Here is an 11919-nt window from a genome sequence, read left to right on the forward strand (position 1 = left end):
CAGCAATATCGATATCTTACCCTAGGGGTAATAAAGTTCGCAAGTTTTTACCCAATTTCATTCCAGCTTATTTCCCATCGATTTTCTGCTTTGGTTTAGGCGGTAAATGGCTACTAACCGTCTGTTGGTATCCTTGTAAGATTTTTAAAATGGAATGAAATAAAGGCGATCCGAACACAGCCACAATTCCCCATGTCCAAATCCGCGCCCCCCATGCATCTGCTACGTAAGCTGTATTTGTTCCCATCAGAATTTGTGCGGGATCTAATCCTAATTCGGCGAAGATACAGCCTGCTGCTAAAACAGAGAATACGAGATTAAATAACTTCTTAAGATGTTGTTTTTTCCCAGCCTTACAATGTGCTTCATAGCTATCATTATCTGGTACATAATCATACGTTAAAAAAGGAATAGCGCTTTTAGCTATCTCTGTTACCCCAGCAGCTGCGCTGGAAACAGCCGTTATATAAATCAAAAAGGAAATGGTTGAATCTAATGTCACCATGGTAACGTCCCTCCTTGGTACATATGTATGTCCCAAGAGAGACGGGCATGTAAACAATATTTTTATATGTAAATCTATTTTAATTATTAATATGACAAAAGCCGCCTCTTTAAAGAGACGGCTTCTGGTCGGGTTATTTTAAATGGGTAGGCAATCCATCACTCTTCTTTAGTACATCTACCTTTTGAAAAAGCGAATTCTAAAGAAAAATTGATTAGCCATTTCATTTGGGGTAGTAACGATTCTCGCGTGCGACCATTCGCCTCCTGATTAAAATAGGCACTCCACTAGCATTGTCTAGTGAAATGACGCCTTATTCTTCTGGAGTGGTCCCAAACGTTCGTTACCAACAACCTCGACAGCTATATCTTACGTAGGACAAGATGTTTTTATACATTTTTTCGCAATGGCAAAACATCTTATAGAATATCTGCAGCCAATTGAGCTAACACACTACGCTCCCCTTTTTCTAGCTTGATATGACCCGCTAGCTTTTGTTCTTTAAACATTTCAACCACATAGGTAAGTCCATTATTGCTTTCATCCAAATATGGGTGATCTATTTGCTCTGGATCGCCCATTAATACAATTTTAGAGCCCTCTCCTACCCGAGTTAAGATGGTTTTGACCTCATGTTTTGTTAAATTCTGCGCTTCATCAATGATAATATACTGACCCGGAATAGATCTCCCCCTAATGTAGGTCAGAGCCTCCACCTGAATACTCCCCATTCCATCTAGAATTTTTTCTAGGTCACCAGATTTCTTTGTGTTAAATAAATACTCTAAATTATCGTAGATTGGCTGCATCCAAGGGCGGAGCTTTTCTTCTTTTTCACCAGGAAGATAACCAATATCTTTTCCCATCGGTACGATCGGTCTTGCAACCAGCAGTTTTTTATACTTCCGTAAATCCTCAATTTGTAATAATCCTGCGGCAAGCGCAATCAGGGTTTTGCCCGTCCCTGCTTTCCCTGTCATGGTGACTAACGGAATATCATCTCGCAATAGTAGTTCAATGGCCATTTTTTGTTGAGCGTTGCGAGCTTTCACACCCCAAATATGATCATCATCGGAGACGAGAGGTTCATAATATCTCGCTTCTTCATCAATTTTACCAATTGCAGAAATTGATGGATTACATTCATCCTTTAATATCAGGAATTGATGTGGGTAAAATTCTTCATGAGGAAAGACTGTCTCTAGAAATAGACGGCGGGTGTTGTAAAACAGCTTTATTACCTCTGAGGGAACTGTTCGTTTTTCATAGCCAAGATAAATGCTTGAATACTCCCGAACCACTCGATCCGATAAAAAGTCCTCTGCGGTTAACCCTAATGCATCTGCTTTGACTCTCATTAAAGCATCCTTGCTAACCAAAATTACTGGACGCCCTTGTCCAGTGGTATTTTCTTCTTCTTGTAGATTAAGTGCTACTGCTAGGATTCGATTATCATTGGTCATCTCATGAAATTGTTTCTGCATATTTCCCATCGCAGAATGATTCAATTCCACCCGCAGAGTAGCTCCTGTTTCCAACTGTATGCCCTGATGCAAATGGCCATTGAGTCGCAATCGGTCCAAGAGCCGGGATACATGCCTAGAATTACGGCCAATTTCATCCATGTATCGCTTTTTTGAATCCACTTCTTCTAATACGACTGCCGGAATGACGATATCGTTGTTGTGAAAGGAGTAGATCGCCATTGGATCTTGCAGGAGTACGTTGGTATCAATTACATAGATTTTTTTCAAATCATGATTCGCCTCCCCTTACCCATCTTCCATATTTTATGCATATTTTTTATTCTTGTTTGTTGGTTTTCTTCTCTTTCTTGGCTTTTTTTAGGGGAACCTGACCTACAGGAAGAGTGTGTAAAAGTTTACTGATAGTCCATATCTATGTAACAAGCATAAAAGATAGACGAACTCCTTGTCCGTTCGTATAAAAAGCAATGGAGAGCAAACACTAGGGGCATAATATCGGAGTGAGTTCCGTGGAAAGGATTGATCAAATATGAGACGACTTATCTCTACGCTAGCTTGTTGCTTATTACTTACAGCTTGTCAAACCAATAACCCAAAAACTGGGACACAGGGAGCAGGAACTCCTAAAACTGTTCAGAATGTAGCAGGTTCCCAACAAGGCAGTCATCCAAATGCACCAAAAACACAACGAGTTGAACAAACACAGCCTGCCCCTACCTATGATCAATCTCCGCAAGCTACAGCTGATCGTCTGGTTAAACTGGCTAATCGAGTAAAAAACGTTAAAAAATCCACAGCCGTTGTCTTAGGCAAGTATGCCATTGTAGCCATTGACGTAGATGAAAAGTTAGATCGGCCCGAGGTCGGTGTTGTTAAATACTCTGTAGCTGAGGCACTCAAGGAAGATCCACAAGGTGCTACAGCTTTAGTGACTGCAGATGCAGATTTACGTCAGCGTTTAGTAGAGGTACAAGCTGATATGCAGAATGGCAGACCGGTAGCTGGTATTATGGAAGAACTGGCGGATATCACTGGACGTCTTATCCCTCAATTCCCAAGTGATGTACGTCAGAAGGTACAACAACCTTCTCAGAATCGTCAGCAGCCAGGTACCAGATCACAGAAACCCGGGGCCAAGCAAATGAAGCGACCCGAAAAAGAACCTCAGCAAAAGCCAGCTCAACCCTATATGAATCAGTAAGCATACCCTGCCTACAACCTATCCCTGCCTCACACCAGTTGGCTTTGGATAGGTTGTTTTGTTGCTTCCTGCTTTTTGTCAGATTGACAGTACTTGACACCATTCAGTCACATGTATGTATATAAGAACTTTCAAAGCGTAAAACAATCATGGTAAGATAAGGCATAGTTGATTATTATTCTTATTATTAAGAAGGAGAGATTATCTATGAAATACAGAACTCTTCCCGGCACAGATCTTTCTGTCTCTGAAGTAGGTTTCGGCGTATGGTCTGTAGCTACTAAATGGTGGGGCGTTTCTGATGTAGAAATGGGAAAACGCTTGCTTCGCTCTTCTTATGATGAATATGGGGTAACTTTTTTTGATACAGGCGATGTGTATGGAAGCGGATTAGGAGAAACCATCCTAAAAGATGCACTTGGTGATATTCGCGACAAGGTTGTCATTGCTACGAAATTTGGCTACGACATTTATAATATTCCTGGCGAACGAAAAGGGCATTCTGAATTGCCACAAAACTGGTCCAAAGAAAATATCCGTTATGCTTGTGAGCAAAGCTTAAAACGACTAGGTACTGATTATATTGACTTCTATCAATTACACAATCCACGTATGGAATCCGTACTAAGTGACGAGATTCATGAAACATTGGAGCGTTTAAAAGAAGAAGGAAAAATTCGTCATTACGGAGCAGCTATGGGTCCTGACATCGGTTGGGAAGATGAATCCATTGCAGCTTTGAAGCGTCCAGGCTATGCTGCTATTCAAATTATCAACAACATTGTAGAACAGGATCCTGCGCGTAATCTATTCCCAATTGCTGAACAAGAAAAACGTGCTTTGATCGTTCGTGTCCCTCACGCTTCTGGTTTATTGGATGGTAGCTATGATCCTGATAAACACTTTGATAAGAGCGATCACCGTAGTCATCGCCCTACAGATTGGATGCAAGCTGGTGTTGAGGTTGTTCAGGAAATGAAGCAACAAGGATTATTTGATGGCAAAGATAGAACGATTGGTCAATTAGCAATCCAGTTCTCTTTATTCAGACCAAGTGTAGTAAGCGTTCTTCCTAACATAACTAGCGATGCGACGTTAAAAGAATTTGCACTAGCGTCTGAAGTAGCTCCACTTACAAAAGAACAATTTGAAATGATTGATGCACTCTGGGTAAATGGGTACAACGAGCGTCTGAAACAGCATATGTCTAATACTCAAACGAAACCAACACCCGTTTTACATGAAGCATAATTGGCTGATTGGGTAGTTGACTCGAAAACAGTATGCTTCACACAGACTGAAAAAAAGTTCCTCACTAGTTGTGAGGAACTTTTTAGTAGGTCGAGAGGATCATTAAAATGGCGGTAAAATTAATAATAAATAAGCAATTAGCCCCAAGCGTCGGATCCGAACTTCTTCATAAAAACGCACCCCCATTGACCTTTTGCAATTTTGCTTACAAATATATCTTATAATAGTAAGAAAAATATGTCAATTTAGTAATTTCTATGTATAATAAAAAATAAAAACGGGAAAAGGTGGATATATTTGTGACACATGTTGGTAAGCGTTTACGTTACTTCCGTAAAAATCTACGTATGACTCAAGAAGAATTGTCTGTTGGTATTTGCAACCGTAGTTATGTTAGTCAAATCGAAAAGGGAAATGTTATACCATCACCCGAAATTCTTGATCAATTGGCTAAGCGTTTACAAACCGATTTAAAAGAATTATGGACCGAATCGGAATCACCGATTGGATTTTCTGAAGTAGAAATTCAAAACGCATTGCGGCACATTGTTAATCGCTTAGAAGCAAATGATATTGAGATTTCGCGTAAGTGGTTATTTAAATTAAAAGGTCAGCAGTTACGCACGGAAGATCAATGCATTTATTTATGGGCGAAAGCTGAACTAGCCTTACATGATCAGCGCTTTGAGGAAGTAGAGGAACTATTGCTCCAAAGCATCTCTCTTGCTCGTGATGTAGATGATCCTGTTTCCTTAGTGCGCAGTCTTCAATCCCTAGGAGATTACTATGGAATGACTCGTCAGGCGAAAAAAGCAATACCGTTCTTAACCGAAGCACTACAATTGGTGAATCGTTTTGAGATTGGCGGTTTATTACGAATTTCCCTTCTATATACGTCTGCTAAAATGCATGGAAGTTTAGAAGAATACTATTCGGCCATAGAGCTACTAAACCAAGCAGTTCAATTGAATGATTCATATGGGACCATGTACAAGAGTACTTCTATCTACATGGGCTTGGCTATTTGTCATCTGCATCTGCACCAACATGAGCAGGCTGAGAAATATAACCTTCTCGCCCTTGATGTGCTAAAGCTCGTACCAGATGAAAAGCTCATTGCTAATACGTATAATAACTTGGGTATTTTGTATCGCGTAACGAAATGCTACGATAAATCCGAGGAATACTTGTTAAAAGCAATTGATATTTTGCAAAAATTAGATCAAAAGCATTGGTTTAATAACGCTACAAACGAGCTAGCTCATCTTTATCGGGATATGGGTTACTATCAGCGAGCAAAGGAGCTCTGCGAAAGCATCATTCACAATTGCAACAACCCCCATTTGCTAGCTGAGATCAACCTGAATTATGCTAATATTTTGACCGATTGTGAGCATTATGAGCAAGCACTCTATCATTTAGAACAAGCTATGCAATATTTTACGGCAGAACGATCTACTCAGTATGTCGTACGTTCCTATGAAGTGCTTCTTAGAATCAGTACACATTCTCAACAACCCGAAAAAATTGCTCGTTTATCTTTACTACACAAATAAATTGTTGAGAACTATAACGAATTTATTATATCAATATATTTTTAACAAACACAAAAAAGAGGCTTTATATCGCCTCTTTTTCGTGTTTGTTTATATTTGATAATGAGTAAAGACCTATTAATTAGACTAAAACTTTAATTTTGATACTGTATATTTCTTTCACAACCCAAATTTAATTGTTACATTTTGTATAATAAGTTGTATAATAATATTATTCACGAAACAATCAAAATTAATAACAAGGGTGTTTGCTATATGACGCAAGTAGGAAAAAGACTGCGCGAATTCCGCAAAAGGCTAAAGATGACACAAGGAGATTTGGCAGAAGGCATTTGTAATCGTAGCTATGTCAGCCAAATTGAAAAAGGTCAGGTTATCCCATCGCCTGAAATTTTGGAACAATTGGCAAAACGACTACATACTGAAATTAAAGAACTATGGACTGAAACTGAAAACCCTTCTTTCACGCTTGTCGAAATTCAAAATTCCTTACGCCACATTATTAATCGTATTGATGAACAAGAATGGGAAATTGCTCGTAAGTGGCTGTTAAAGCTACAAGGTGCTGTTATTCCACAATCTGAAGAAGGTGTTTATCTCTGGGCAAAAGGAAAAATAGCTGAAGTGGACGGTCGCTTGGAACAAGCAGAGGATCACTATAGCAATAGTATTGTTCTCACCCAAGATTCGGATAACCCAACTGTCTTGATTCGCGCCCTAGATTCCCTCGGTCACTTCTATTGTGAGCACGATCAACCAGAAAAAGCCGTTCATCTTTTGAATGAAGCTCTTCAATTATTAAATCGGTATGAAATTAGTGGCTTATTGCGTATCTCTGTTTTGTTGCATGTAGGTAGCATGCATAGTAAATTAGGTGAATTTTATTCAGCTATTGAACATTTACAACAAGCAAAAGAATTAAACAAAAATTACGGAATCTTATATAAGAGCGGCGATCTTTATCTATCGCTAGGAAATTGTTATCATCAAATTCAACAATATCAAGAAGCAGAATCCTTCTATAGACAAGCTTTATCTATTTTTGAGATCGCCAACAATCCCGTTCGTTTGGCAGAAGTGCAATTAAATCTAGGGCTTATGTACAAAGAGACAATGGTTTACGAAAAAGCAGAAGCCTGTCTGAAACAAGCTCAGAAATTCTTATCTAATCAAACTGAAGACGAGCTTCTTAATTTTACACGTATAGCTTTAGCTGATGTCTATCGGTTGCAAAAGCGTTTAGATGAAGCGAAAACCCTTTGCCAATCTGTTATTTCTTCTGATAACGAAAAAATGTTGGCTGAGGCACAATTTATCTTAGCCGAAGTGATGTTAATGCAAGGAGAAGATGATGAAGCTCTCATCCATCTAGAAAATGCTAGAGGTTATTTTACAATCAAAAATATGCAAGCGTTTTTAATTAAAACATACCAATTATTGGGTCACATTCATTTAAAAAATCAGCGTTTTGAGCAAGCAGCTAAAATGTACGAGCGTTCTATTACTTTTACAGCTGAAGCTTAATTCTTTTTACTAAAAGTCTTACTTGATATCCACAGGGCTAACTATCCGTTCTTTATGCATAGTTAGCCTTTTTCATTTGCTTTTATCATTTTTTCATATATGTAAAAAAAGAAAGATGGAATAAACCACCTTTCTTTTTTTGTAACCAATATTGCCGCTTTTTTCAAAAGCTTGCATGAGCCCGATTCTTTTCGCTTATGCTAAGTAATAGCTTATGTTCGAAGTGCTGTCATTACCTGTAGATCTAACTTGGTTGCTGCTTTTAGATCATAAGTCTTTTCATACTGAGGTTCTACACTGATACGAGAGCCATAAAACATAATATCCCTAACGCTTTCAATTTTTACTTCTAGCATGCTTAATTTAAGCGGTACGCCTTCCATTTTGTCTACTATAACCGTAGCTATTCCGTTAATCGCATAAGTAGAACCACAGCCGATTAAGTTAAGCACTACTTTTGGTTCCTGACTTACATTTGTAAGAATCCGCGAACGACTATCCAGAGCAATTCGAATCGTATGATTATCCATTGCCACTATCCAGGAAATTGCACTTAAAACAGGGGCCTTTGTCTCGTGGTCAATACTTCCTAACGTTACATAGCGTTCATGTTGTAGATATTCAAACAATTCTTCAGATAATGATTGTGCTACTGTTTCTGCCATATCATCATCCTCCTCTTTTCATTACATATTGTTTATTGTACATGGGCTTAGGCGCTCTAGCAATGATGCCATATGAAAAAGATACCATTCTTTCATCAAACATAAGGAGGAGAAATTTTTTGAGCACTCCACCCGCTTCACCCGATCGCCTCATACAGGAATTAGAAAAAGCCGTAGAAGAATTGCAACAGGTTCGCCAATTAAATGCCACTCTACACAAAATAGGTCTGTATTTGGAAGATATTCGATTTGCTGATATCGTGCTGAATTATACTACCCCTCGCCGATTAATTTGGACCAATTTTGTTGCAGGCTTAGCTAGAGGATTAGGCTTAACCATTGGTACTGCCATTGTTCTAGCGTTACTAGGCTCTCTTTTATCAAAATTCTTGTCCATTCCTATCATTGGCGATTACATAAAAGAAATTATTGCGTATGTACAATCCTATCGTCCGTAAGTGTTTAGCTACCAGCAAAAGCCAGGACACAGTACTGTCCTGGCTTTTGCTATCTGTTTGGTCTGTTTTGTTAATCTCGCCAATATCTCTCCCAATTCTCTATCAAGCCTCGCGTTTTTCTTGCTCTTTCTCTTTATGTTTTTGTTCTTTCTCTTTCTTCTTTTGTTCTTTCTCTTGCTCTTTCTCTTTCTTCTTTTGTTCTTTTTGCTGTTCTTTATCATATTGCGGGTTATCGGTTGACTTTAACTTGGCATAGTTTTTAACCTCTAAATCTTTCTCATACAATACCGTATCCCCATTATAAAAAGCAACATGTACAGCTGTAACATTATGATTTGAACCCTTGAACGGAAATTTTAACACATACTCATCCCGATGCCCTTGCTCAATAATAGCTTCTATCTTTTGTTCATGCTTCTTGCCATCTGGGAATGTTACCACTACCTTCATTGGATCTAAGGCCTGTTTCGGTAATTTCTCCAGCTTTTCCCTTAGATTATCCCATTTACCCTTTAAACGAAGCATTTTGTCTTTCCCATCGAAGTAGGCATCCCCCTGCCACTGTTTAAACATTTCCCAGGCTCCATCTACATCCTTCCAGATATTTACTACCTGAATGGTTTGACGATCAATCAGCTTACCCTTCGAAAAGACTTCCACACTAGCAGAGGAGGGAATTGTAGCACCGGTTACAGGCATCTGCCATGAGAAGGAACCTACATAGCTCCAGAATTGTTTGACTGGTATTTCTTTGGTTATTCCGTTATACGTAATTTTGACTTGGTCAGCGGAGCTCTTTACTTTCCCTTGGAATAAAACCTCATTCTGATGTGAGTTATATTTTGCCAAGGAGTAAATAAGTGCATTCTCCGTAAGTACAGGAGCGTCTTTAATCCGCAATTTCGCACTTTCAACTAATTTATTTTGCTGGTATGCTTGTAGCGTTAGCATCTCTCCTGCGGATGTTTGCGGCATACTTACACGAAAAGTTTGCTTTGAAGTGAATTGTAGCACTTCTACTTTATTTCCTTTTTCAGTAGTAATAGCCACCCTTGTTATACCTGGTTGAACCTTACCAGCAACTGTTGTCACACCACCTGTTGTTTCTTCCGAATAGGAGTCAAATCCCTTCTCTAACGCTCGTACAGACAGGTAAATATGATCAAAATCTTCTTTGAAAATACTTTGCCACTCATCTCCATATTCTTCAATAACATCCTTGAGCTTTTTCTCGAAGTTCATATTTGGGTCTTTTACAACAACATAAACCCGATCTTTATAATCTTGTAGGAGCATTTGTAAAAACAGCTTATTTTCCTTTTCTAAATTCTCTATGTTATATAAATAATTCTCTCGTACTTGGCCTGCCGGCATCATATTTTTTGCATAGCTAGATATACCATCTGTCGAAGCCGTTGCTGTTTTCACAGAGGTAGGTGTAAGAGCAGTGTTAGATGCCTTGATCTCATAGTCAGCGTTGGCCATCAACGGGACGACAGCAAAAAGTACACCAGCAGAAGCTACGCCTACCGATAAAAACGTTATTTTTTTATTCATGGAACTTGCCCCTTTTCAAATTATCTGTTCCCTAGACGATTCTTGATAGGAAAAAGTTGCGAAAAGTTAGCTAAAAATTATAGTGAGTGGATTAATCATACATCGGAATCATCCAACAAGTAAAAAGCTCTGCCGCTGTTTAGCTGGCAGAGCTTTTATCTATCATCATTACTTTGACTTGTCCTTCTAGCTTTCTAGGAAATCATCGGGATACCTTACCTTAATCAGCATATTTAGGTTCATTCTGAATTGCAGTCAACAAAACGTCAACAGCTTCACGATCAAAAGTCATTTCATGTTGCTCATTATCAATTGTATACGTAACAAGATATCTACCTTCTTCAATTTGAACTTGAAGTTGATCGATCTTATGATCCTCACGTAAAATCTGCTGAAAAAAAGCCTCTGTATCGCTTGCAGAACGATCGTTTTTTCGCAAATCCATGACAACTCGAATTTGCAACCAATTAAACAAGGCATCCGCTAGTCTCATGATTTTGCCTCTGTGTCACGAGTACGATTAGGTCTCGTACGCAATTTAACAATGGTCAGAATGATAATTGCTACAAATAATCCACCACGCACCGGTAGTTGTGTATCTAGGATGGCAAAAATAACAGAACCGAGCAAGAGCAGGATAATTAATAAAGCTGTTTTTAGTATTGGCATGCGTGTCCTTTCTGCAAATCCCAGATAATAAACAAGTAATAGATACACAAAAATGATCCAATAACGTTGTAAATCAGCCCACATAAAAAAATGATCGTACCATGTTAATGCTTGGGGATTTGCAGGGTCATAGATGGACGCTAGCTCTAACAACTCCATTCTCTACCTCTCCTTTATTCTTATCCTTGTAGGTTACGTACGTAAACCATTTCCTCAGCGTATTCCTGTTCATCATCAACTGGCGTTTCAAGAACAACAGGTAAATGCTGCAATTTCTCAGAGCGTAAGAATTTTGCTAATGCATCACTACCAATTTCACCTTTACCAATCTTTTCGTGTCGGTCTTTTCGACTTCCATAAGGAACTTTACTGTCATTGAAATGGATGCAAATTAGATTATCTAAATATCCGGTCTGCTCCATGTCCTCCAATAATTTATCAAAGGTTTCTTCATCCCATTGTCCCGCAGCAAATGCATGGCATGTATCAAAGCAATATCCAATCTTCTCTGGATATTTACTTGCTTTGCGAATCTCCACTAACGCACGAATGGTTAGGCCTAGCTCGGTACCTTGTCCAGCCGTATTTTCAAGCAATAGCTTCACTGGACCATTGTACTGCTCTAGAATCAAGTCAAGCGTTTCCACCATACGCTTGGTGCCATATTCTTCGCCTTCCCCTACATGCTTCCCACAATGTACAACAGCGCCAACAGCGCCATACGCTTCCGCAATGTGTAAATCCTCAACGATGGACCGAATTGTCACTTCCTGCAAATCCTCTTTAGGTGTTGAGAGATTCGTAATATAAGGTGTATGGCAAACTAGCGTAATATCATGCTTGGTCATAATTTCTACGCCTTTATCTGCATCTTTGTGATCAATCTTTTTAGGTTTGAGCCCCCGTGGGTTCTTTGTAAACACTTGAAAGGATTGTGCCCCCAAATGAACAGCTTGCATAGCAGCTTTTTCTAATCCTTTTGCTACACTAATATGACATCCAATTTTCAATCTATTTCACCTCGTGGTTTTCTTGTCTATCTGCTT

12 protein-coding genes are annotated in these 11919 nt (G+C 39.0%); 5 read left to right on the plus strand and 7 right to left on the minus strand.

Features of this window, described 5'->3' with window-relative positions; genetic code table 11:
• Positions 1-67: 67 nt before the first annotated feature.
• Together ACQV1I_RS18270 and ACQV1I_RS18275 are read right to left on the minus strand one after the other, a co-directional pair.
• The gene (locus ACQV1I_RS18270; RefSeq protein WP_018673345.1) at positions 68-505 is read right to left on the minus strand and encodes a hypothetical protein; all 438 of its coding nucleotides are present in this window, start codon (positions 503-505) and stop codon (positions 68-70) included.
• 419 nt (positions 506-924) lie between these two features.
• On the minus strand, positions 925-2259 hold the full coding sequence (locus tag ACQV1I_RS18275) for a PhoH family protein (RefSeq protein WP_018673346.1): 1335 nt from the start codon (positions 2257-2259) through the stop codon (positions 925-927).
• A gap of 262 nt (positions 2260-2521) precedes the next feature.
• Here ACQV1I_RS18275 and ACQV1I_RS18280 point away from each other — a divergent pair, with 262 nt between their 5' ends.
• From ACQV1I_RS18280 to ACQV1I_RS18295, 4 genes are all read left to right on the plus strand, one after another.
• Positions 2522-3193, plus strand: a complete 672-nt coding sequence (locus tag ACQV1I_RS18280; protein ID WP_018673347.1) for a YhcN/YlaJ family sporulation lipoprotein — start codon at positions 2522-2524, stop codon at positions 3191-3193.
• A 207-nt stretch (positions 3194-3400) separates the two neighbouring features.
• Positions 3401-4444, plus strand: a complete 1044-nt coding sequence (locus tag ACQV1I_RS18285; RefSeq protein WP_018673348.1) for an aldo/keto reductase — start codon at positions 3401-3403, stop codon at positions 4442-4444.
• A 299-nt stretch (positions 4445-4743) separates the two neighbouring features.
• Entirely contained in the window at positions 4744-6000 is a 1257-nt protein-coding gene (locus tag ACQV1I_RS18290; protein WP_094699556.1) for a tetratricopeptide repeat protein, read from the plus strand.
• A gap of 255 nt (positions 6001-6255) precedes the next feature.
• Positions 6256-7524, plus strand: a complete 1269-nt coding sequence (locus ACQV1I_RS18295) for a helix-turn-helix domain-containing protein (RefSeq protein ID WP_094699557.1) — start codon at positions 6256-6258, stop codon at positions 7522-7524.
• Between the two features lie 212 nt (positions 7525-7736).
• Here the strand turns inward: ACQV1I_RS18295 and ACQV1I_RS18300 are convergent, their stop codons facing one another.
• On the minus strand, positions 7737-8189 hold the full coding sequence (locus tag ACQV1I_RS18300; protein ID WP_094699558.1) for a pyridoxamine 5'-phosphate oxidase family protein: 453 nt from the start codon (positions 8187-8189) through the stop codon (positions 7737-7739).
• A 119-nt stretch (positions 8190-8308) separates the two neighbouring features.
• Between ACQV1I_RS18300 and ACQV1I_RS18305 the strand changes: the two genes are divergently transcribed.
• Positions 8309-8647 carry a DUF5665 domain-containing protein gene (locus ACQV1I_RS18305; RefSeq protein WP_094699559.1) on the plus strand — a complete coding sequence of 113 codons (339 nt, stop codon included), beginning with the start codon at positions 8309-8311 and terminating at the stop codon, positions 8645-8647.
• 102 nt (positions 8648-8749) lie between these two features.
• Here ACQV1I_RS18305 and ACQV1I_RS18310 read toward each other — a convergent pair whose 3' ends face one another.
• The 4 genes from ACQV1I_RS18310 to ACQV1I_RS18325 form a co-directional block, all read right to left on the minus strand.
• On the minus strand, positions 8750-10204 hold the full coding sequence (locus ACQV1I_RS18310) for a hypothetical protein (protein WP_116333453.1): 1455 nt from the start codon (positions 10202-10204) through the stop codon (positions 8750-8752).
• Positions 10205-10424: 220 nt separating this feature from the next.
• Positions 10425-10697: a hypothetical protein gene (locus ACQV1I_RS18315; protein ID WP_018673355.1), complete on the minus strand. Its 273-nt coding sequence runs from the start codon at positions 10695-10697 to the stop codon at positions 10425-10427.
• Complete coding sequence (locus tag ACQV1I_RS18320) at positions 10694-11032, minus strand: YlaH-like family protein (RefSeq protein WP_116333454.1); 339 nt, start codon at positions 11030-11032, stop codon at positions 10694-10696. Before ACQV1I_RS18320 ends, ACQV1I_RS18315 begins: the two co-directional genes overlap by 4 nt.
• Positions 11033-11052: 20 nt before the next feature.
• Positions 11053-11883 (minus strand): deoxyribonuclease IV, encoded by an 831-nt coding sequence (locus ACQV1I_RS18325; protein WP_018673357.1) that lies wholly within the window; start codon positions 11881-11883, stop codon positions 11053-11055.
• Positions 11884-11919 lie beyond the last annotated feature (36 nt).

The organism is Brevibacillus sp. JB24b (assembly GCF_051713385.1).
GTDB lineage: Bacteria > Bacillota > Bacilli > Brevibacillales > Brevibacillaceae > Brevibacillus_B > Brevibacillus_B laterosporus.

Excerpts from the sequence above, each read along its gene's own strand:
- ACQV1I_RS18295 (WP_094699557.1), top strand. The coding sequence starts at position 6,256 with ATGACGCAAGTAGGAAAAAGACTGCGCGAATTCCGCAAAAGGCTAAAG.
- ACQV1I_RS18315 (WP_018673355.1), bottom strand. The coding sequence starts at position 10,697 with ATGAGACTAGCGGATGCCTTGTTTAATTGGTTGCAAATTCGAGTTGTC.
- ACQV1I_RS18270 (WP_018673345.1), bottom strand. The coding sequence starts at position 505 with ATGGTGACATTAGATTCAACCATTTCCTTTTTGATTTATATAACGGCT.
- ACQV1I_RS18310 (WP_116333453.1), bottom strand. The coding sequence starts at position 10,204 with ATGAATAAAAAAATAACGTTTTTATCGGTAGGCGTAGCTTCTGCTGGT.
- ACQV1I_RS18280 (WP_018673347.1), top strand. The coding sequence starts at position 2,522 with ATGAGACGACTTATCTCTACGCTAGCTTGTTGCTTATTACTTACAGCT.
- ACQV1I_RS18285 (WP_018673348.1), top strand. The coding sequence starts at position 3,401 with ATGAAATACAGAACTCTTCCCGGCACAGATCTTTCTGTCTCTGAAGTA.
- ACQV1I_RS18300 (WP_094699558.1), bottom strand. The coding sequence starts at position 8,189 with ATGGCAGAAACAGTAGCACAATCATTATCTGAAGAATTGTTTGAATAT.
- ACQV1I_RS18320 (WP_116333454.1), bottom strand. The coding sequence starts at position 11,032 with ATGGAGTTGTTAGAGCTAGCGTCCATCTATGACCCTGCAAATCCCCAA.